This window comes from Rheinheimera sediminis, from assembly GCF_004005375.1.
Lineage (GTDB): Bacteria > Pseudomonadota > Gammaproteobacteria > Enterobacterales > Alteromonadaceae > Pararheinheimera.
In genome coordinates this window covers 1-21,021 of record NZ_RZUF01000040.1, presented here as the reverse complement: position 1 = coordinate 21,021, position 21,021 = coordinate 1, and the positions used below count along the sequence as shown (strand labels likewise).

At 46.7% G+C, this 21,021-nt stretch carries 15 protein-coding genes and 1 pseudogene; 9 read left to right on the top strand and 7 right to left on the bottom strand.

Annotated features, from left to right (window positions below):
- Window positions 1-204, bottom strand: a pseudogene (locus EMM73_RS18755) (hypothetical protein); the annotation flags it as partial.
- Window positions 205-953: 749 nt separating this feature from the next.
- On the opposite strand from EMM73_RS18755, the gene EMM73_RS18750 reads away from it, so the two are divergent.
- Entirely contained in the window at window positions 954-2,183 is a 1,230-nt protein-coding gene (locus tag EMM73_RS18750) for an MFS transporter (RefSeq protein ID WP_222422705.1), read from the top strand.
- Window positions 2,184-2,253: 70 nt separating this feature from the next.
- Here the strand turns inward: EMM73_RS18750 and EMM73_RS18745 are convergent, their stop codons facing one another.
- The 4 genes from EMM73_RS18745 to EMM73_RS18730 all read right to left on the bottom strand — a co-directional run bounded on the left by EMM73_RS18745 (window position 2,254) and on the right by EMM73_RS18730 (window position 10,289).
- On the bottom strand, window positions 2,254-4,275 hold the full coding sequence (locus EMM73_RS18745; RefSeq protein ID WP_127688310.1) for a glycoside hydrolase family 97 protein: 2,022 nt from the start codon (window positions 4,273-4,275) through the stop codon (window positions 2,254-2,256).
- 1 nt (window position 4,276) lies between these two features.
- Window positions 4,277-5,782: a tryptophan halogenase family protein gene (locus EMM73_RS18740; protein ID WP_127688309.1), complete on the bottom strand. Its 1,506-nt coding sequence runs from the start codon at window positions 5,780-5,782 to the stop codon at window positions 4,277-4,279.
- Between the two features lies 1 nt (window position 5,783).
- Window positions 5,784-7,274 (bottom strand): tryptophan halogenase family protein, encoded by a 1,491-nt coding sequence (locus tag EMM73_RS18735; protein ID WP_127688308.1) that lies wholly within the window; start codon window positions 7,272-7,274, stop codon window positions 5,784-5,786.
- Window positions 7,275-7,388: 114 nt separating this feature from the next.
- Window positions 7,389-10,289, bottom strand: a complete 2,901-nt coding sequence (locus tag EMM73_RS18730; RefSeq protein ID WP_127688307.1) for a TonB-dependent receptor — start codon at window positions 10,287-10,289, stop codon at window positions 7,389-7,391.
- A gap of 128 nt (window positions 10,290-10,417) precedes the next feature.
- On the opposite strand from EMM73_RS18730, the gene EMM73_RS18725 reads away from it, so the two are divergent.
- Window positions 10,418-10,636, top strand: coding sequence for a hypothetical protein (locus EMM73_RS18725; protein WP_127688306.1), 219 nt, complete (start codon window positions 10,418-10,420; stop codon window positions 10,634-10,636).
- A 337-nt stretch (window positions 10,637-10,973) separates the two neighbouring features.
- On the opposite strand, the gene EMM73_RS18720 is transcribed toward EMM73_RS18725, so the two are convergent.
- Both EMM73_RS18720 and EMM73_RS18715 read right to left on the bottom strand, forming a co-directional pair.
- On the bottom strand, window positions 10,974-11,867 hold the full coding sequence (locus EMM73_RS18720; RefSeq protein ID WP_127688305.1) for a sugar phosphate isomerase/epimerase family protein: 894 nt from the start codon (window positions 11,865-11,867) through the stop codon (window positions 10,974-10,976).
- A gap of 45 nt (window positions 11,868-11,912) precedes the next feature.
- Complete coding sequence (locus EMM73_RS18715) at window positions 11,913-12,926, bottom strand: LacI family DNA-binding transcriptional regulator (RefSeq protein ID WP_127688304.1); 1,014 nt, start codon at window positions 12,924-12,926, stop codon at window positions 11,913-11,915.
- Window positions 12,927-13,290: 364 nt separating this feature from the next.
- On the opposite strand from EMM73_RS18715, the gene EMM73_RS18710 reads away from it, so the two are divergent.
- The 7 genes from EMM73_RS18710 to EMM73_RS18680 all read left to right on the top strand — a co-directional run bounded on the left by EMM73_RS18710 (window position 13,291) and on the right by EMM73_RS18680 (window position 20,986).
- The gene (locus tag EMM73_RS18710; protein WP_127688303.1) at window positions 13,291-14,457 is read left to right on the top strand and encodes a Gfo/Idh/MocA family protein; all 1,167 of its coding nucleotides are present in this window, start codon (window positions 13,291-13,293) and stop codon (window positions 14,455-14,457) included.
- Between the two features lie 53 nt (window positions 14,458-14,510).
- Complete coding sequence (locus tag EMM73_RS18705) at window positions 14,511-15,569, top strand: sugar phosphate isomerase/epimerase family protein (protein WP_127688302.1); 1,059 nt, start codon at window positions 14,511-14,513, stop codon at window positions 15,567-15,569.
- A 129-nt stretch (window positions 15,570-15,698) separates the two neighbouring features.
- Window positions 15,699-16,931 (top strand): nucleoside permease, encoded by a 1,233-nt coding sequence (locus EMM73_RS18700; protein ID WP_127688301.1) that lies wholly within the window; start codon window positions 15,699-15,701, stop codon window positions 16,929-16,931.
- Window positions 16,928-17,824 (top strand): hydroxypyruvate isomerase family protein, encoded by an 897-nt coding sequence (locus EMM73_RS18695; protein WP_127688300.1) that lies wholly within the window; start codon window positions 16,928-16,930, stop codon window positions 17,822-17,824. Before EMM73_RS18700 ends, EMM73_RS18695 begins: the two co-directional genes overlap by 4 nt.
- Window positions 17,825-17,934: 110 nt before the next feature.
- Window positions 17,935-19,626 (top strand): GMC oxidoreductase, encoded by a 1,692-nt coding sequence (locus EMM73_RS18690; RefSeq protein ID WP_127688299.1) that lies wholly within the window; start codon window positions 17,935-17,937, stop codon window positions 19,624-19,626.
- A 1-nt stretch (window position 19,627) separates the two neighbouring features.
- Window positions 19,628-20,176: a gluconate 2-dehydrogenase subunit 3 family protein gene (locus tag EMM73_RS18685; RefSeq protein WP_127688298.1), complete on the top strand. Its 549-nt coding sequence runs from the start codon at window positions 19,628-19,630 to the stop codon at window positions 20,174-20,176.
- Between the two features lie 54 nt (window positions 20,177-20,230).
- Window positions 20,231-20,986, top strand: a complete 756-nt coding sequence (locus tag EMM73_RS18680) for a 3-keto-disaccharide hydrolase (RefSeq protein WP_127688297.1) — start codon at window positions 20,231-20,233, stop codon at window positions 20,984-20,986.
- The last annotated feature ends 35 nt before the right edge of the window (window positions 20,987-21,021 follow it).

Here is a 21,021-nt window from a genome sequence, read left to right as displayed (position 1 = left end):
GAGTGGATCAGTTTTGCATTGTTGGTAACAGTAAAATAATTCCTGAACCTTTTTCAGACTGTGAGTGCTGGCGTTTAGCTGCTTTTTATAGTCTTTTGGCGAACTGTAGAATGGGTCAGCCAAAGTGACGTATTGTTGCAAATCCAGTTTGGTGCCAGCTGCTACGGCGTAATCCGCGCTCTTGATAATCAGCTTTTTTGTCATCTGTAATCACTCGCTCAGGCTTAGTTTGAATGCCCTCTTTGCTGCTCAGGTTATGTTATTTCGCCTCTGAAACAGGGGGATAGCGATAGCTTCTTTGCTCAAACTACCGAGTTCTGCCTTAGTTTATGACGCTGAAAATGGCGTTATGTGCATCACTCGAACCAGGCTGTCTATTTGTTTCCCTGATCGAGTTAACGAATACTATCCTACAAAGAGTAACAATACTCGTGAAGTACTGAACTTTATTAATGCTGAGTTCTGGCTGATCCAATACACAGATGTTTGCGGATCTTAAAAGGTTTCGATGTACGCCATAACAACCTGTTGCCAGATTAAGCATCACAGAAAGGCGCGAGAGGTTGTTTATGCAGTAGCTCAGCTTATCAGGAGTTTATCAGCTGATTTATTCTGTGTTGTTCGCTTTGCTATCCATTACTTCTACCAAGATAAAAATTTGAACTCGGGCAAATGACAGCCTTGATAAACTAATGTCTGGTTTTGCTTTCAAGTTGAAATAAATTTGCTTGATACTTGAAGTTTTTTATTGCCACTTAAACGATTAAGTTGTAGCTTTAAAGCACAATCAGATGGAATGAATCTGACCAACCGGATGCGTTGTGGCAAATCCCTGGGGAGGGAGACGCGCCGGTTTTATGGATCATGCCTGATAAAAGGCTTAGGTTAGTGAAGCTAACGATCCTGATAAAAACCAGCGCTATATAAAAGCGCACTTCGACAGGGTAATACCAATGCAACAAGTTCAGATGGCTCACAGTAACTCGCCGCTTTCACCCAGTGCTTTTACGCAGGTAAAGTGGATGACCTGTTTGATGTTTTTTGTCTTTGCCATGACCACAGATGCTGTGGGCGTGATTATTCCACAAGTGGTAGCGCAGTTTCAGTTAAGCTTGACCGAAGCCGCCGCCTTTCATTACGTCCCTATGCTATTTATTGGGTTGTCTGGATTGTTTTTGGGTCGTTATGCCGACCGTTTTGGCCGTAAAAAAGTGATCCTCTCCGGCCTTGCTTTATACGCCGTAGCTTGTGTGGCTTTTATTTTTGGTGAAAGTTTTATCTTTTATCTGCTGCTTTTGGGTGTCAGTGGTTTGAGTATAGGTTTATTCAAAACCGGCGCCTTGGCCTTGGTGGGCGACGTTAGTCCTGATGCGGACAGTCACACCCGGCTAATGAACAGAGTGGAAGGTTTTTTTGGCCTGGGAGCTATTTTTGGTCCTGCCTTGGTGGGTTTATTAATAGCAGCGTCACTGGATTGGACTCAGCTTTATCTGCTGGCAGGTTTGATTTGTGCAGTACTATTGCTCATGGCGTCAAGGTTGGATTATCCGGCCTACCAGCCTCAGCAGCATACGTCGGTTTGGCAAAGTCTGGCTTTGGTGAAAGATAAACATGCGCTGGGCTTTTCCCTGGCTATAGCCTGTTATGTCGCCACTGAAGTTGCTATTTTTGTCTGGTTACCTACCTTATTGCAAAGTTATGATGGCAATTTCACTATACTGGCCGCCCACGCTATTACAGTGTTTTTTATTCTGCGCACCGCAGGGCGCTTTTTGGCTGAGTGGCTGCTGTTGCGTTTTAGCTGGACCGCCTTATTGGCCTGGTTTGGCAGCGCAATTTTTATCTGTTTTGCTTTGAGTATGTATTTTGGTGTCGCTGCTGCTTTATGGTTAATGCCGTTGTCAGGCCTTTTTATGTCAATGATGTATCCAACACTGAATTCCAAAGGCATTAGTTGTTTTCCCCGTCATCAGCATGGTGCTGCTGCAGGTTTAATTCTGGCGTTTACCGCTTTAGCTGCAGCTTTAGGGCCTTTATTGATGGGGCTGCTGGGTGATGCCATGGGGGATGTGCGTTATGGTTTTTACCTGGCAACAGGTTTTGCTTTACTGTTAATGCTGGGGCTGTGGTGGAATCATCTTTTGCAACCAGCCGCCAGACGTTTGGCGCTGGGGCATGATTAAGTGGTAATACTGTTGTGTGAACCAAAGGCAGCCTTGGCTGCCTTTGTGGTTTCTACCCTTTTGTCTCTGTTCAATTTAGCGGAATAAACTCAATAGCTGCGCCGCCGCCAGCTTGCAAAGTCAGGGTGATTTTATCTTTGGCTGTGATTTCACTGCGCTTGATTTCATACCCTTCCGGATTGGTTTCCCAGTGCGCATCGGCCGCATCTGTATACGCAATCATCTGATAACGAACACCTTCTTTTAAAAAGCTTAAAGGCTGCTCTATAGTGCGGGCTTCTTCGTTGCTGGTCGCACCTAAATACCAATTGTCTGAGTGCTTATCCTGTCGTGCTATCACCAGATACTGCCCAATCTTGCCTTGCAGCGCCAGGCTTTGTTGCCAGTCAGTTGGCACAGCATCAATAAAAGCAAAAGCCGGGTGGCCCTGATAGTTCTCCGGTAAATCAGCCGCCATTTGCAGCGGGCTGTATAAGGTGACATACAAGGCTAACTGATTAGCCAAAGTGCTGGGCACTCTGTTATTGGGCCTGTGTTTTTGATAGTCGAAGTTAAAAATGCCCGGCGTAAAGTCGATAGGGCCGGATAAACCTCTGGTAAAAGGAATAATCACTGTATGGTTAGGTAAGTTGCCGGTATCCGGGCTGCCGCCATTGTATTCCATACCCCGCACCGACTCACGGGTCATTAAGTTCGGGTAAGTCCGGCTCAGGCCTGTGTCTTTGACCGTTTCATGGGCGTTGATCATCACTTGGTGCCTGGCCGCAGTTTCTGTTACTTTTTGAAAATGATTGACCATATACTGGCCATGATGCCATTCCTTTTGGTCAACCCTGGTGCCGACATAGCCCATTTTAACCGATGGAATACCCAGCTTCTGATAATAGGCAAAACCTTGTTCCATCTGCTTTTCGTAATACTGGATACCTGCAGCTGTTTCATGGTGCCCTGTTAAAGTCACGCCTTTGCTTTTGGCGTAGTTATTTACTTTTTCTATATCAAAACCTTTGACAGCTTCAGTAAAACTAAAGGTGGGCGGGCGCTGCCACCAATCACCTTCCCAGCCTGTGTTCCAGCCTTCGATCAAGACGCTGTCTATATTGTGCTTACTGGCAAAGTCGATGTACTGCATAGCGCGCTCTGTGGTTGCGCCTTGTTTGGATCCAGGCGACCAATCTTTTTCGCCTATATGCATTTCCCACCAAATACCCATGTATTTGCCGGGTTTGATATAGCTTATATCTGTATCTTTGGCGGCTGGTTCATTTAAGTTCAGAATAAGATCGGAGTTCAGTAAAGCCACTTCCGAATCCGCAATTTGAATAGTGCGCCATGGCGTCTGAAAAGGGGTTTGAGTGTAGACCTTATCGCCATTGGCCCAGGGCACTAAGTCGGCTTTTAAGGTGATGTGATTGTCTGTGATATTTCGCAGCGTCATAGAAGCGTAATCTACTAAAGCAGCCTCATGCACAGAAACTGCTATGCCTTTATCCAACAAAGTTAGCGGCGTATGCGCCACATTGACTGAACTTAACGCTGAATTCAGATACTGGTATTCAAAACGCTGATCCTGATAAGCCTGGATCCACCAGGCAGACAAGTTACGGGCAAAGGCGAACTCTGTCAGCTCGTCACTAATCACAACTTTGTTTAAGTGAGGCTGTTTGGGCAGCAGATATCGAAAGGCGACGCCGTCGTTGTAGACACGGAATATCAGCTGCATTTGCCTGGCTTTGTCGCCTTGTTCACTTAAATCCACACTGATTTCGTTGTAGTGGTCTACTATGCTGGCACGCTGGCCCCAAACCGGCTGCCAGCTGCTGTGGTGACTCAGCTTTTGTACTTTGTCTGCTTTTAAGTGAGCTTGCAGCAGCGGCTGATCTTTAAAGGCAAAACCTAAAGCAGAGGGCTTAATCACGGCTTTGTTTTTGTAGTTCACACTGTAACTCAGGCTTTTATCTGACAAGGTCAAAGACACTGTGATCTGTTGATCTGGTGAGTTCAGTAACCAGCTTTGTCCACTTGATGGCTCTGCAGCTGCGACCTGCAGGCTTAAGACCGCACCCAGAATAAAAAGACGGATCCACTTCATTTCAGTTTCCTTGATAAATACTCAGTAGTTCGTTTTGCGGCATAAAATTCAATAGACAACCTGAGAAAAAACCTTCCAGTTGCATCTGTTTAAAAGGATCAGGGCGCTGGTTGATATCAGTAGACGGCTCGGCCACAGCCGGATAAACGCCATACCCAGACAGCAGGCAGTGCCAGGAGGTCGTGCCAAAATGTGAGTTGAGTTGCTGGCGTTTGATCTCCTGATCGAGATCATTTTTACGATACCAGCAGTCCAGGATCTGCAACAAAGAGTCTGATAAATCAGTGTTTGCTCTGTTGGCGCGCCAGTAATCTGAATCGTCACGACTATTGAGTTTGTAATGCGCCACTATATAGTCGCGTACCTTATCAAAACGCTCCGTAATCAACTGGTTATAGCGAGATTGTTGAGCCGCTGTAGCTTCAGAGCATGAGTACTGATCGATAAAAATCTCTACCGCAGTTTGCACCAGATGCAAAGCCGTGGCTTCCAGTGGTTCAATAAACCCCTGAGCTAAACCCAGCGCCAAACAGTTTTTATGCCAGTGCTGCTTTAATTGGCCAACATTCATCTTTAAATGGCGGGCCTGTACATCGGCATCTAACAAACCAAGATGGCTACGCAGCTCTGTTTCTGCTTGATCGGCAGTGATAAAGGCAGAACTAAATACATAACCATGACCTGTCCTGTTTTGCAGTGGGATTTGCCAGGCCCAGCCATTGGACAGCGCTGTTGCTTTAGTTTGGACCGGGAGTTTAGCCAAAGCAGCTGTAGGCATCACTACGGCTGAGTCGTTGAATAAGTTACTGGCAAAAGATTCAAAAGGCACGGCTAAAGTTTGTTGCATTAACAAAGAGCCAAAGCCTGTGCAATCGACAAATAAATCTGCACTGACACTCTGACCATCCTGACTTACCAGTTCTTTAATATCACCATTTGGCTGCTGTACCACCTGCGCTATGGTAAGTGGCATAAGTTGTACTTTGGCCTCAGTCGCCTTTTGGCGTAAAAACTGACCCAACAGGAAAGCATCAAAATGATAGCCATATTCGATACGAAACGGGAAATTGGCTGGAGTTACCGGGGCGCGGGCCGCAGCCGCCAGGTAAGCATTGAGTAAAAATTTTTCAGGGCGGGTTTCTACGTCAATGCCCATTCGTCGGCTAAAGCAGTTGGAGTAAAAAGCTCTTTCGCTAAAGTGATCGGGTTGAGAGATAAAAGGGTGGCTGTAACTCTGACGACCTGAAGCTGGACTCCAATCTACAAATTCTATGTTGGTTTTATAAGTGGCGTTGCAGGCGCTCATCCATTCGCTGTCGGGTATATTCAGTGTTTGGAAGAAACGTTTCAAACTTGGAGTTGAACCTTCGCCAACCCCTATAATGCCTATATCAGGGGATTCAATGACTCTGATATCAGCGTCAGGCCAGGCCTTGGCCATTAAACAAGCTGTCATCCAGCCTGCAGTTCCGCCGCCTACTATCGCAATTCGATGCATGAATGCCATATTATTGCCCTGTATATAAAGCTAAAAACTCATCGTGACTGGTTAGTTTTGCCAGAGGTTGTTGTTTAGCGATGCGGATTTTTTGCATCATCTCAAGCAACTGCTCTTTTGTATAAGTGCGGGCAGAAGGATGATAGTCGATAGGCAAAAGGCCTTGGCCTAGCATCACCTGTAGCCAGGATGAATCGCGGAAAATATCATTAGCATCATTAAAAATGCCGGCAGTTTCTTTAAACAAAGCTAATTTTTCCTGCAATCTATGTGGAATAGCCATGTTGCGCATATCCTGCCAGAAGTCAGAGTCGTCACGCTCGTTGACGTGATAGTGCAAAATAATAAAGTCGCGGATGGTCTCAAATTCATCTTTAGACTCTGCATTGTAAGCACTCACCTGGGCCTCGCTGATACCTTGGTTCGGAAACATTTTCATCAAGCGCACTATGGCGGATTGAATTAAATGAATACTGGTCGATTCTAAAGGTTCAAGAAAGCCGCTGGATAAACCAACTGCCACCACGTTTTTATGCCATTGCTCTGTGGTACGGCCTGTTTCGAAACTGATTTTTTTTGGTTCAGCCAAAGCTTTGGAGTCGAGATTATTCATCAGCGTCTGATACGCTTGCTCGTCGCTCAGATAACTAGAGCTGTAGACTATGCCGTTGCCGTTGCGATGTGTCAGTGGAATACGCCATTGCCAGCCTGCGCTGTGCGCTATGCTGCGGGTGTAAGGCAGGGTTTGTTCAAAACGTTCAGTAGGTACAGCCAAAGCGCTATTGGCGGGCAGGTAGTGATCCCAGCGCTCGTAGGCAAGGCCTAAAGTTTTACGAATAAGCAGACCACGTAAACCTGTACAGTCAATAAATAAATCGCCTGTTACTTCGCGTCCATCTTTGAGCAGCAAACTCTGTACAAAACCATTTTCGCAGTTTTGTTTTACATGCTCAATTAAACCTTCAGTGCGGACAACGCCAGCTTGCTCCGCCAGTTTTCGCAGGTATTTGCCGTAAAGTGCGGAATCAAAATGATAGGCATAAGGCATGTCATACACAGGGTTAGGGGTTTTAATTTTGTTGAATAGACCTTGCTCGCAGCAAAGATAATTTAAGTCAAAATCCCACAAAGATTGAGTTAATCCCAGCTCTTTTGCTCTTAGCCAATAATGCTGAAAATTCGCTACGCCCAATGTAGCGCCTGGTGCGCCAAAGGTATGGTAATAACTTTCGCCTTTTACCCGCCAGTTTTCGAATTTGATCGCAAGTTTTATCGTCGCGTTGGTTTCGCGCAGGAATTCTTTTTCGTCCAGCCCCAGATACTGATTAAAAATCTGAATGGGCGGAATAGTAGCTTCACCCACCCCTATAATGCCAATGTCCTCGGATTCGACCAACTCTACCTCAAGCTGGTGTGCAAAGACTTTTTTCAGCAAAGCGGCTGCCATCCAGCCTGCTGTGCCTCCTCCTGCGATCACCAGTTTTTTTACTGGAGTTTGCATAAGTTATTCCTCAGTGCTGTTATTCGGATTTATCAACAGAGTCCACTAAAAAAAAGCCCCTGACAATACTGTGTTTGTTCAGGGGCTTGCTTAGGTGACGACTTGCTACCGTTCTTAGTAGAAGGAGTAGTTAAAGTTCAGCATATAGGAAGGACCGAACTGACGGCGTGTGGTGACAATACCGTTACCATCTACTGTTTCTTCATCAACGTCGGTCAGGTTAGTGCCTTGTAAGGACACTCGCAGGCCTTCGAGCATATCGAATGGACTTTGGGTGAAGTCATAGCTGATTTGTGCATCCACCAAACGAACACCATTACGGGAGGCGGTTTCAATTTTATTGGAACCACCGCGCTGGTATGTGCTGAAATCAGAGCGGTCTGTCGCAGCAACCCTGAACTCAAAACCTGCCATTTCATAGTAGGCGGTTAAAGAATAGACACGGTCGGATTGACCTGGGATACGGCTACCATCTTCCAGCTCGGCATCAATGATAGTGGCCGAGGCCGCTAAACCAAAACCTTCCAGGCTATCGTGCAGCATACTCAGAGGTGTATTCGCTGTGAATTCTAAACCTCTGACTTTACCTTTCAGGCCATCTTCAAAAAATGAATAGTAGCCATAATCTGGTGGTGTGACTAAATCACCTGCTGAGTAAGCGATATCGGCAGGACCATAGGTACCGTCCTGGTCGATAATACGGTCGTGGAAACCAGGAATAAAGTAGTCGGCTCCGGCATTGCTTTCATCATTACGGAAGTTGATTAAGCTATTTCCATCACGGGTCCAGTTCACTAAATCCTTGTAGAAGAAAGCCAGAGATAAATAGCCATCAGTTTCAAAGTAGTTTTCCAGTGACAGGTCAAAGTTGTTGGATTCCAGCGGTTTTAGCAGTGGGTTACCAGCGAACTTGGACCAGGGAGTACCGTACTTTTCAACGTCTGCCATGCTATTAGGGATAGTAATCAAATCAATGTTTTGGTCGAACTTGACAAAACCAGAGGCTTTCATTTGGTCAATGCGGGCCCGGCTAATGGTTTTATTAGCTGCAGCACGAACATACTTATTGTCACCCACTTCAAAGCTGATATTTAAGCTGGGTAACACATGATTGTAGCTTGCTCCCTGAGTCACCTCACAATTGCTGTCAATTACTTTGTCATTATTAGCGTCGCAGACGGCGAAGTTAGCGCCGACTACACCGATGTAGCCGCTTGAGGATTGGTCGGTTTTAACATATTGCAAGCCAATATTACCTGTATATGGAATACCGCCAATTTCATTTTCAAAGTCGCCTTTGAAATACAAGGTTGTTACTTCTTCATCAACATCATAGGTATCACCTAAACGATCGGGTTCCAGTAAACCAGCGTCATTTAATGTGTATGTTCCGTCTCTGTAAGGCGCAAAACCGTCATAAGCCACGACCTGACCAAAGCCTGCCCAGCTTAAATCGGCCAAACCATATACATAAGCGGACGGAATAGAGCTTGAGAACGGATAAGATTCCGCTGTGGCGAAAAAGCCTTTGTTTTCTTTGTCTTTGTAGCGATCGCTGTAATTAACACCAAATGTCACTTTGTTGATGTAAAAATCTTCGATGATGCCAACGGTTTCAAAGCGATAGGTTTTTAGTTCTTCGGTAAAGTCGGCATAGTTCAGGAAACCATCCTGAGCATTGAAGTAGCTGTAAGGGTCGCCATTGGCTTGTAACACACCAGTAGTGAATTGATCTGCAAGGTTTGCCATACCGCCACCCCAGACTTGTGGGCCTGTCAGCTGCAGTAAGTTAGGATCGGCAAAAGCGCCTAAGCCGGTAGAGCCAGTAAAGAAAATACCATCTGGTGTCATTACAAAGTCGCGACTACCTAATTGCGACGAGTTCAATGCGCCGGAACGAGCTAAACCTGCATAGGACTCGCCGCGGGAATCGCGTTTGTCTGATTCGCTTGAGGCTGCATCAAATTCAACAGACCAATTGTCGTTCAGTTGATACTCCAGATTCAGACCAAATACTTGCAACTCGCCGTCTTTTTGTAGTGGGTCTGTGCGCAGAACCGGGTTTGCATTGACCTGAGTTCCGGTTGAGTTTGCACCAGAACCAGTGACATTAGCGGATGAGAAGGGCTCGATAAAACCACGTAATACGCCAGAGTCAGAATAGTCGATATCCAGGGCATCCAGAGTAATATCCAATTTATCGGTAGGACGGAATTGCAATACGGCAGAAATGGTATCGCGCTCTAACTCGGTGCTGATGGATTGTGTATCCAAACCAGTTGGCAGTATCTGCCCAGCGTCATTTTCACTGTAACCCCAAACACCATATTTACGTTGGTTGTTAGGAGATTCTGTAGTCGCTGCAGCAATAGCAAGACCTATGGTGTCGTCAGCAAATTTTTCGACAAAGGACAAGGCAATACGTTTGCCTTTGTTGTCGAACTCAGGGTTGTCTGAGTCGCTTTGATTGGCTTCATAAGTCGCGTTCACTGTCAGTGTTTCTTTAGCCTGCAGAGGGCGCACTGTGCGCAAATCAACTGTACCGCCAATGCCTTGTACCATAAGGGTGGCATCAGTGGTTTTAAAAATTGTTGCACCTGTCATGATTTCTGATGGGTATAAATCGTATTCCACACCGCGGTTGTCACCTATACCTATCAGCTCACGGCCGTTCAGAGAAGTACCTGTGAAGTCTTCTTTGAAACCACGTACAGAAATACCAGAGGTGCGGCCACCAACACGCTCACCGGATAAACCAGGCAAGCGAGATAAAGATTCTGCAATAGAAGAGTCAGGTAACTTGCCTATATCTTCAGCTGAGATGGATTCTACAATCGAAGAGTTACCCATTTTCTCCGCTTGAGCACGGATTAATGAGCCACGAATACCTTTGACTTCAATGATCTCTACTTTGTCCGCTGCTTTGTCTGTTTCTTGAGCAAGCAGGTGGCCAGAGCAGAGCGCTGAGGAAACGGCTAAAGATAACAAGGCTGGTTTAAATATCTGTCTTTTCATATCGAATTATCCTGTTGTCAACTTATGGTGCATCAAAGTGTTTTTTATTATCTGTACTAGTGTAGTAGTGATTTCTGCATTAATCATTGAGCTTTGTTCTGCCTTTGTCATGCATGTTTGATGACCAGATGGCTAACAATCTTAATCGATTAAGTTTTGTCTTTATAAAAAAGCAACTGACAGCAGTGTCTTGCTATGGAGTTGCTTTTTTTAATCATCAGGTGAACTTTTCTAATTCACCTCTTAATCGTTTTACTTCTGAATTTAGCGGATGTCAAGTCTGTCCAGAAAATAATCAACTTTTAAATGGCTGTGGCGGTAAAAAAGATGAAGCAGATAAAAAATAATCGGGTTAAAAACCCGGTTATTTTAACAGCAGTGAATGCTTAACCTGACCTANTAAAAAATAATCGGGTTAAAAACCCGGTTATTTTAACAGCAGTGAATGCTTAACCTGACCTAGGGATAATGAGTGTCGACTTTTTTCGATGTAATGAATTAAATCAACGAAATAACATTGTTACGTTAAACAACCAAAGTCTTTGCTGACTGAATACACAGATTTTTGTTGATCTCAAGGCGCTCCGTTTAGCCATAGCAAGCTATGGCTAGACGGAGCAACGCAGAGAGGCGCTAAAAGATGTCTATTCAGTGGCACTGCTTATCCCGAGTTCATCAGGTTACTTAGCTTAATAACATGCTTAAAGCACTAAAGCCTTGGCGAATGGTTTCTACTCTGTTGTCGGTTTGATCACGCTCTACAAAAGCGTGGCGCAAACCAGCAGCTTGTGCCTTGGCAAAAATAGGTTTGAAATCAATGACACCTTTGCCGACATCTGCAAAGCCACCAGCTTTGTCCATGTCTTTTACATGCCAGAGCGGGAAACGGCCTGGTTGTCTGGCGAATAAATCCAGCGGGTCCAGGCCAGCTTTAACCACCCAGTACAAATCCAGCTCCATTTGCACCAGCTTGGCGTCTGTCTCATTGAGCAATACATCGTAGGGCACCTCGCCGGACAGTTTGAAGAATTCAAAATCGTGATTGTGGTAAGTCAGCTGCATACCTGCGGCCTGAATACGTTCACCTGCTTTATTCAGAAAAGCGGCTAAGGCTTTGTATTGATCTAAAGTTTTACGTTGTTCATCTGTCAGGTAAGGCAATACTATAAATTTGTGGCCCATCACCTGGGCTTGTTCTATCACCAAATCAAGATTTTGCTGCATTACTTCTAAAGGCACATGGCCTGATGGCGCGGTCAGGCCTTCATTGTCCATGATGTGTTTTATTTGCTTGGGTGTTTGATCAAAATGCCCGGCAAACTCGAGCTGGGTATAACCCACACCTGCCACCAGTTTTAAGGTGTCGGCCACACTTTGTGACATCAAATCGCGCAGTGTATAAAGCTGCAAGCCGGGTACTACTTTGGCTGGCGCAGTTGCAACTTTTGTTTCTGCTGAGAGCGGCAACGAGGCCAGGCCAAAACCTGCCACGCTCAATGCACTGAGTTTCAGAAATTTCCGTCTTTGCTGATCCAGCAGTTCTGGCTTTTGTTTGAACATTGAATGGTCGTATGGCATGTGTAACTCCTGCTCTGGTGGCGTAAGCCAGCCGGTTAGATAAGGTCAGCTGAACCCTGCCGGAGCAGGACCTGTGCTGGCACGTTGAATAAGGTCAAAAGGTAAAATGACTTTAGGTGCTTTACCCAAACGACCTTCGATTAAATCTATTAACAAGCTGACCGCTGTACTGCCAAATTCTTCAGCGGGCTGAGCTATAGTGGTCAGCGGTGGATCGGCGAAGGCGGCAAAAGAAATATCATCGAAACCAGCTACAGATATATCGCCTGGCACAGAAAAGCCCTTTTGTTTAATGCCTTGAATGGCTCCTATCGCCATTTCGTCGTTTTCACAAAACAGCGCTGTTGGGGCTTGTGGCAAAGCCAATAACTCGATGGCGGCTTTATGCCCGGATTGCAGAGTAAAATCGCCCGGATACAGCAGACTTTCATCAAAAACAACGCCTGCTGCTTCAAGAGCGTCACGGTAACCTGCCACTCTGTCACGTGTCAGGGGACTGCGAGCGGGGCCTTTAATCATTGCTATGCGTTTATGCCCAAGCTGCAGTAAATGTTCTGTCATGGCGCAGGCTGCAGCTCTGTTGTCCAATAGCACTGTGGGACATGCAATCCGATCCAGCACCTCGCAGGCATTGACCATAGGCAATACTGTGCCTGGTTTCATTTCCAGTTGGGCAAAAGGATTATGAGCCCGCAGTTGAATTAAACCGTCTGCTTGTGAGGTATGCACCATACGGGCATAGCTTTGTTCCATCTCTTCATCAGCCAGGGTATTGCACAAAAGTAACGAGTAGCCTTTGTCATGAGCCGCTTGTTGCATGCCGCTGATCACCCGCGCGAAAAAGACGTTAGCTACAGTAGGTACAAGTACGACAAGGTTTCTGGTTTTACCAGAGCGGAATTTTACGGCCATCATATTGGGTTTATAGCCAAGTTGCTTGACAGCAGTCAGTACTTTAGTCCGGGTTTTTAATGACACCAGATCAGGTTGTTGTAAAGCCCTGGATACTGTGGCTACAGAAACACCGGCTTGTTGCGCTACATCACGAATAGTGGACATGAATACTTTTCATCTTGTGGTTTTGCTCTCGATTTTATCTGGATATTCAACACTGTGCATCTGTTTAACCAACCCAGCTCTCGTAAGCTATTTTTGATAAATGCCACATGTAACCGATATCATTTATAAAGCACTTTGTTGCAAAAGTGAAGACGGTTTTAGCAAAGACTCTTGGCTTAATTAGTGCAAATGCTCTTAGCTGGTGCGAGGGTTTTTTGGTTTTGTTGAATTTAAGTGCAAGATTTGCGACAAACAGCGGATTTTCTATTGACGACACAAAATGTAATCCGTTACATTTTTGAGCGCTTTCATTTTTGTTCTACAGTCTTACTGGTCAAGCAGGCTGTCTACTACAAGGAAAAACATGAACACTCCAGGTAAGCAAAAAATCCGAATGGGTATGGTTGGCGGCGGTGAGGGGGCTTTTATTGGCGCTGTGCATCGTCATGCAGCGGCTCTGGATGGCCAGATTGAATTGGTCTGTGGCGCTTTTAGCCGCGATGCTGCAAACAATCAACGTACTGGTGCAGACTTATGTCTGGATCCTGCTCGTCTATACAGCAGCTGGCAGCAGTTATTGCAACAAGAGGCTAAGTTGCCTGAAGACCAGCGCATGCAGCTTTTAGTGATAGTGACACCCAATCAACTGCATGTCCCTATCAGCCGCGCTGCTATAGCTGCAGGTTTTCATGTGTTTTGTGAAAAACCTGCTGGCGTGACTTTAGCTGAAACTCAGCAACTGGCGGTAGAGCTGATCGCCAGTAATTCCTTGTATGGCTTGGCTCACACTTATCTTGGTTACCCCATGGTATGGCAAGCCAAAGAGCTGGTGCAAAACGGCACTTTGGGCACTATCCGCAAAATTTTTGTTGAATACCCTCAAGGCTGGCTGACTGAAGATTTAGAAAGCAGCCGAAACAAACAAGCCAGCTGGCGCACTGATCCAGCTCAGGCTGGCGCCAGTGGCTGTATGGCCGATATCGGTACTCATGCTTTTGGTATGGCTGAATTTATCAGCGGCCAGCGTATTACTGAACTTTGTGCCGAACTCAAAAGCCATGTGCCAGGCCGCCGCCTTGATGATGACGGCGCCGCTTTGTTCCGCACTGACGCTGGTGCCAGCGGAGTTTTAATGGCTAGCCAAATTTGTGCCGGTGAAGAAAATGCGCTGAAAATCCGTATTTATGGTGATAAAGGCGGATTGGAGTGGCACCAGATGGAACCTAATACTCTGCTGGTAAAACCTCATGGTGCTCCGGTGAAAGTGTTGCGTGCTGGTGCAGGCCAGGCTGGTTTGGGGGCTGAAGCGTCCCGTCGTTGTCGTTTGCCAGCCGGTCACCCAGAGGGCTATCTAGAAGCTATGGGCAATTTATACCGTGATTTTGCTGCTGCTATCCGGGCTGGTGAAAAAGGCACTCCAACTGGTGTGCCGGGCATCAAAGCCGGTATGCGGGGCATGGCCTTTATTGAAACTGTCAGCCGCAGTCAGCACAGTAATGAAAAATGGCTTGCTGTATCTGCCATTGATTAAGACGCGAGTGTTCAATTTTTTGATTAGCCAGGGTGCTGGCTCAAGGACTACAGATGAATAAGATTCAAGGGCCAGCCATATTCCTGGCTCAGTTTATGGGCGACGAAGCGCCTTTTAACCATGTGGTCAGTATGGCGAAGTGGGCTGCGGACCTGGGCTACAAGGGCATTCAGGTTCCGACCAATAATCCGGCATTTTTTGACCTGGAATTAGCATCGACCAGTCAGGCCTATTGTGATGAGATCCAGGCCAAGTGCCGCGCTGCAGGTGTGGAAATCACCGAACTTTCGACGCACCTGCAAGGCCAGTTAGTGGCTGTGCATCCGGCTTACGACGAGTTGTTTGATAACTTCGCACCTGAAGCGCTGCGGGGTAAACCTGCAGAACGCACAGAGTGGGCTATCAAGCAATTAAAACTGGCAGCTAAAGCCAGCCAGAATCTGGGCTTAACAGCCCATGTGACCTTTTCCGGTGCTTTGTTGTGGCATTTAGTCTACCCATGGCCACAAAGGCCTGCAGGTTTAGTGGAGCAGGGTTTTGCTGAATTAGCTAAACGCTGGATGCCTATTCTTGATGCTTTTGACGAAGCTGGTGTTGATCTTTGCTACGAAATCCATCCAGGCGAGGATTTACATGATGGCGCAACCTTTGAGCTGTTTTTAGCTGCGACCAACAACCATCCTCGAGCCAATATCTTGTTTGACCCAAGCCACTTTGTGCTGCAACAACTGGATTATTTGGATTTTATTGACCGTTACCACAGCAGAATCAAAATGTTTCATGTCAAAGATGCTGAGTTCCGTCCTAATGGCCGCAGCGGTGTTTATGGCGGCTATCAGGACTGGGTCAACAGACCAGGACGTTTCCGTTCTTTAGGCGACGGCCAGGTTGATTTTAAGAGCATCTTCAGCAAGTTGACCCAATACGGTTTCAAGGGGTGGGCTGTGCTGGAATGGGAATGTTGTTTAAAAGATTCAAGCCAGGGCGCGCGCGAAGGGGCTCCATTTATCGCGTCTCACCTGATTGAAAAGGCTGGCCGAGCTTTTGATGACTTTGCCGGAGCAAAAACAGACGAGGCGCGTAACTGCCGGATCTTAGGGTTAAAACCGTAATCGCATAATAAAAATTAAGAACTCATTATTTACCCAAAATCATTAATGATGATGCAGGTAGAGGGCTCTGAGCCTATGCCTGCAGCTTTATTGATAAAGGGTAAAACATCAACGGGGAAGACGAATAGAATGAACAGCATAAAAATACGCTTGTGCAGTATGATGTTTTTACAGTTTTTTATCTGGGGTGGCTGGTTTGTCACTTTGGGTACATTTTTAAGCCAGAACCTGCAGGCTACAGCTCCGCAGACGGGCATGGCTTTTTCCACTCAGTCTTGGGGCGCCATCATTGCGCCCTTTATCGTTGGCTTGATTGCTGACCGCTTTTTTAACGCTGAGCGCTTATTGGGTATTTTGCATATCGTTGGTGCTGTACTGATGTACTTTATGTATCAGGCCTCTGATTTCACAACCTTTTATCCACTGGTGTTAGGCTACATGCTGGCTTATATGCCAACGCTGGCGCTGGTGAACTCAGTGTCTTTTGGTCAGTTAAAACAACCTGAACTGGAGTTTGGTCAAATCCGCGTTTGGGGCACTATCGGCTGGATAGCTGCAGGTTTAGTCATCAGTTATGCCTTTGGCTGGGATGCTCAGCAGGCGATAGCAGAGGGCGCGCTGAAAAATACCTTCCTGATGTGTGCTGTAGCTTCGCTAGCTTTAGGTCTGTACAGCTTTACTTTGCCTGCAACTCCTCCTGCAGGTCGTGGTCAGCAGCTGAAACTGGGCGAGCTGTTGGGTTTAGACGCACTGGCTCTGTTAAAAGATCGTAACTTCGCTTTGTTCTTTTTAGCTTCAGTGCTGATTTGTATTCCACTGGCGTTTTATTATCAAAATGCCAACCCTTTCCTAACCGGAATAGGCGTTGAAAATGCCACAGGAAAAATGACTTTAGGTCAGGTGTCTGAAGTGTTGTTTATGTTGGCTTTACCTGTGTTTTTAAATCGTTTTGGCATTCGTTGGACCTTGTTATTAGGTATGGCTGCCTGGGTATTACGTTATGTGTTGTTTGCTTACGGCGACGCAGGGCAGGGCTTGTGGTTACTGGTGATAGGTATAGCGCTGCACGGTATTTGTTATGACTTCTTTTTTGTCTCTGGTCAGATTTATACCAACAGCAAAGCAGGCGTAAAAATCCGTAGTGCTGCTCAGGGCCTGATCACGCTGGCCACTTACGGTATAGGTATGTTGATTGGCTTTAGCGTCGCTGGTCAAATAACTCAGGCTTACAGCAGCGCCGAGGCGACAGACTGGAGTTCTATCTGGTTATTCCCTGCAGTTTTTGCTGGCGTGGTGCTGGTGCTGTTTGCGCTGATTTTCAAGAATGAGCCACTGCAACAAACCGAGGACAAACAGCCATGAAGCCTGAATTAGCGCGCCGTGAATTGTTAAAACAACTGGCCGCTGGCGCTATAGGCGCTTCGGTACTGGGCTCAGCTTTGTTGGCGTCAGGTGCTGCAACTGCGGCATCTGGCGGTGCGCTTAAAGGCAATATCCGTCATTCGGTCAGTCGTTGGACTTATGGCGATTTGTCCATTGAAGAGCTGTGTCTGCTGGTGAAGTCCTTAGGTTTCACTGCGATAGATTTAGTTGGGCCTGAAGATTGGCCTGTGCTGAAAAAGCATGGCGTGGATAGCTCCATGTGTAATGGTGCCGAACTGAATCTGGTCGATGGTTGGTCTGAACCTAAGTTTCATCCAGAGCTGATTAAACGCTATTTAGCTCACATCGATCTGGTAGCAGAGGCTGGCTACAAAAACCTGATTTGTTTTAGTGGCAACGCTCGCGGTATGGACAGAGAAACGGCATTGCAAAACGCCGTTGCAGGTTTAAAGCAAATTTTACCTCATGCAGAAAAGCGTGGTGTGGTACTGCAAATGGAGCTGTTTAACAGCAAGGTAGACCACCCTGATTATCTGGCAGACAGTTCAGCCTGGGGTATCGAGCTTTGTAAACGCCTGAACTCACAAAACTTTAAGCTGTTGTACGACATCTACCATATGCAGATTATGGAAGGTGACATTATCCGCACTATCAAAGATAACCATCAGTATTTTGGCCACTATCACACTGCAGGTGTGCCAGGCCGCCATGAAATTGATGACTCGCAGGAGCTGAACTACGTTGCCATAGCTCGCGCTATCCGTGACATAGGTTTTACCGGCTACCTGGCGCAGGAATTTGTACCAACACCCAAAACTAAAGAAGGCAGAGCGCAGTCATTGGCTCAGGCTATCCGTATTTGTGACGTTTAAACCGGGACAAAGCGGCTTGACCGCTTTGCCACATATAATGAAAACAGGGCATGTAGCCAAAGTCATCCTGATATGACTGGTACAAAACCCGCCCAACAGGGGACAACAAGATGACAGTTGCGCAGAACCATTACGACGCCATAGTGGTCGGTTCCGGCATCAGCGGTGGCTGGGCCGCCAAAGAGCTGACCGAAAAAGGCCTTAAAGTTCTATTATTAGAACGTGGTCGTGATATTGAACATATCAAAGGCTACACCAATGCCTTTAAAGAGGCCTGGGATTATCCGCACCGCGATAAAGCGACTGAAAAGATGAAGGACATGCATCCTGTGCTGAAGCGGGAGTATACGCTGAATGAAAGCACCTACGGCATGTGGGCCCGTGAAGATGAATCGCCTTATGTTGAGATTAAACGCTTCGACTGGTTCCGTGGTTACCATATGGGGGGGCGTTCTTTACTCTGGGGTCGCCAGAGTTACCGTTTAAACGAAGCTGATTTCGAAGCCAACTTAAAAGAAGGTATAGCGGTAGATTGGCCTATTCGCTATAAGGATCTTGCGCCATGGTATGACTATGTCGAGCGTTTTGCTGGTATTTCAGGCAATCGTGATGGCCTGGATGTATTGCCTGATGGCCAATATCTGCCAGCTTTTCCACTAAACGTGGTGGAGCAATCTGTCTCAGAGCGGCTGAAAAAAGCTTTTGGTGGCAGTCGTCATCTGATTTGTGGCCGCACTGCCAATATTTCGCAGCCCAAACCTGAACAAAACCGCGTCAATTGCCAATATCGCAATAAATGCTGGTTAGGTTGTCCTTTTGGTGCTTATTTCAGTACTCAGTCTTCTACTTTGCCTGTGGCGATGAAAACCGGCAATTTAACTGTGCGGCCATTTTCAATTGTGACGCAAGTGCTGTATGACAAAGACAAAAAACGTGCTCGTGGTGTTGAAGTGCTGGACAGTGAAACCATGCAGACTTACGAGTTCACCAGCAAAATAGTGTTCCTGAACGCTTCAGCCTTTAACTCGACTTGGGTGCTGATGAATTCAGCCACTGATATCTGGGAAGGTGGTTTGGGCAGCAGCAGCGGTGAATTGGGTCACAACGTGATGGATCACCACTTAAATGCCGGTGCTTTTGGTGAGATAGAGGGCTTTGACGACAAGTACTATTTTGGCCGTCGTCCTACAGGTTTTTATATTCCACGCTTCCGTAACTGGGGTGGGGATAAACGTGATTATTTACGTGGTTTTGGTTATCAGGGCGCTGCCAGCCGTCAGGGCTGGCAACGTCATGTGGGTGAGCTTGGCATTGGCGCCGACTTGAAAAATGCGTTGGCTGAACCTGGCACCTGGACTATTGGTATGAGTGGTTTTGGTGAAATTTTGCCGGATCACAGCAATAAAATTTCGCTGGACCGCACCGTCAAAGACAAGTGGGGTTTACCAGTACTGGCGATGGATGCAGAGCTTAAAGCCAACGAAATTAAAATGCGTAAAGACATGATGCAGGATGGTATCGACATACTTGAAGCTGGCGGCGCTAAAAATGTCGGGGGTTTTAACGGAGAATGTCATCCGGGTAAGGGTATCCATGAAATGGGCACAGCTCGTATGGGGCGTGACCCAAAAACCTCAGTACTGAATGGCTTTAACCAGGTGTGGGACGCACCTAACGTCTTTATCACAGATGGTGCTGCAATGACGTCAGCCTCTTGTGTGAACCCGTCGTTAACCTACATGGCGTTGACTGCCCGAGCTGCGGCTTATGCAGTAGACGCATTGAAAAAGGGAGACCTGTAATATGGACAGACGTGACCTTTTAAAAATGATTGCTGCTGCTACTGGCATGGCAATGGTGGGCGGCGATTTATGGGCCGCCGACCTGAAGTCAGCAGACGCGGGTAAAGCGCTTTTTACTGCGCCAGATATCGCCTTTTTGGATGAAATTGCCGAAACTATTTTGCCAAAAACCGATACTCCGGGTGCCAAAGATGCGGGCTGTGGTGCGGTGATGGCGGTGATGGTGGCTGATTGTTATGATCTGCCCCAACAAACTATCTTTTTTGAAGGCTTAAAAACCATCAAAGCCCTGGCGAAAAAGCAGTTTGGTAAAGATTTTATGCAACTGACTGCAGCGCAGAAACATGAATTACTGTCAAAGCTGGATCAGGAAGCCAAACAAGCTTCTGGCCCGGCACCTCATTATTTTATCTTGCTTAAGCAGCTGACTCTGATGGTGTTTTTTACCTCGAAAGTAGGCGCTACTGAAGTACTGAGGTATGTTGCTATACCAGGTCGTTATGATGGCAATCTACCCTATAAAAAGGGCGATCGCGCTTGGGCGACCTGAGCCGGCTGGTTTATTCAACAGGCGGTTCACTCCGCCTTTTTAAAGGTATTTATAATGAATTATGTATGGATTAGCGTGGCTTTATCACTAAGCACTGCTGCTCTGGCCGCCACAGACTTTAGCAAATTAACTGATGCAGAGCGCCATGCGTTAGCTACTAAAACCGAAGTCTGGACTCCTGTTCCTCCTGTAGTCACTGCCACAGCAGGCAAGGCTCCTTCAGATGCGATACAACTGCTGGATAAAAATTTGTCGCAGTGGACCTCAGTAAATACAGGCGCCGCAGCGCAGTGGGCTATGCAAGATGGCGTGCTGACAGTCAAACCTGGTACAGGCGATATTCGCAGTAAAGAGTCATTTTGCGATATTCAGCTGCATCTGGAGTGGCGTGTAGGTAAAGATCGGATGGATAAAGAAGGCCAGCTGCGTAACAACAGCGGTATCTTTTTACAAGAAATGTACGAAATCCAGATCTTAGATTCCTACCAGAATGACACTTACCCTAATGGTCAGGCTGGTGCTGTGTATAAACAAACTATTCCGCTGGCGAACGCAACCCGTCCGTCAGGTGAATGGCAGGAATACGACATTATCTACAAAGCCCCACGTTTTGATGGTGAAAAGCGTTTATCGCCTGGTTATGTCACAGTGCTGCACAATGGTGTATTGCTGCAAAACCATACTGAAATTGCCGGTACCACTGAATGGATAGGGCCGCCGCAAGTCAAAGCACACGGCTGCTTACCACTGAAATTACAAGATCACGGTGACAGTGTCAGTTTCCGCAATATCTGGGTTCGTAAGCTTTAAACCGTGGGGTCACCCATTAGCCTCTCGGTGTCAAT

Coding starts and splice junctions, on each gene's coding strand:
- EMM73_RS18750 (WP_222422705.1), top strand. CDS start 954: ATGCAACAAGTTCAGATGGCTCACAGTAACTCGCCGCTTTCACCCAGT.
- EMM73_RS18745 (WP_127688310.1), bottom strand. CDS start 4,275: ATGAAGTGGATCCGTCTTTTTATTCTGGGTGCGGTCTTAAGCCTGCAG.
- EMM73_RS18740 (WP_127688309.1), bottom strand. CDS start 5,782: ATGGCATTCATGCATCGAATTGCGATAGTAGGCGGCGGAACTGCAGGC.
- EMM73_RS18735 (WP_127688308.1), bottom strand. CDS start 7,274: ATGCAAACTCCAGTAAAAAAACTGGTGATCGCAGGAGGAGGCACAGCA.
- EMM73_RS18730 (WP_127688307.1), bottom strand. CDS start 10,289: ATGAAAAGACAGATATTTAAACCAGCCTTGTTATCTTTAGCCGTTTCC.
- EMM73_RS18725 (WP_127688306.1), top strand. CDS start 10,418: ATGGCTAACAATCTTAATCGATTAAGTTTTGTCTTTATAAAAAAGCAA.
- EMM73_RS18720 (WP_127688305.1), bottom strand. CDS start 11,867: ATGCCATACGACCATTCAATGTTCAAACAAAAGCCAGAACTGCTGGAT.
- EMM73_RS18715 (WP_127688304.1), bottom strand. CDS start 12,926: ATGTCCACTATTCGTGATGTAGCGCAACAAGCCGGTGTTTCTGTAGCC.
- EMM73_RS18710 (WP_127688303.1), top strand. CDS start 13,291: ATGAACACTCCAGGTAAGCAAAAAATCCGAATGGGTATGGTTGGCGGC.
- EMM73_RS18705 (WP_127688302.1), top strand. CDS start 14,511: ATGAATAAGATTCAAGGGCCAGCCATATTCCTGGCTCAGTTTATGGGC.
- EMM73_RS18700 (WP_127688301.1), top strand. CDS start 15,699: ATGAACAGCATAAAAATACGCTTGTGCAGTATGATGTTTTTACAGTTT.
- EMM73_RS18695 (WP_127688300.1), top strand. CDS start 16,928: ATGAAGCCTGAATTAGCGCGCCGTGAATTGTTAAAACAACTGGCCGCT.
- EMM73_RS18690 (WP_127688299.1), top strand. CDS start 17,935: ATGACAGTTGCGCAGAACCATTACGACGCCATAGTGGTCGGTTCCGGC.
- EMM73_RS18685 (WP_127688298.1), top strand. CDS start 19,628: ATGGACAGACGTGACCTTTTAAAAATGATTGCTGCTGCTACTGGCATG.
- EMM73_RS18680 (WP_127688297.1), top strand. CDS start 20,231: ATGAATTATGTATGGATTAGCGTGGCTTTATCACTAAGCACTGCTGCT.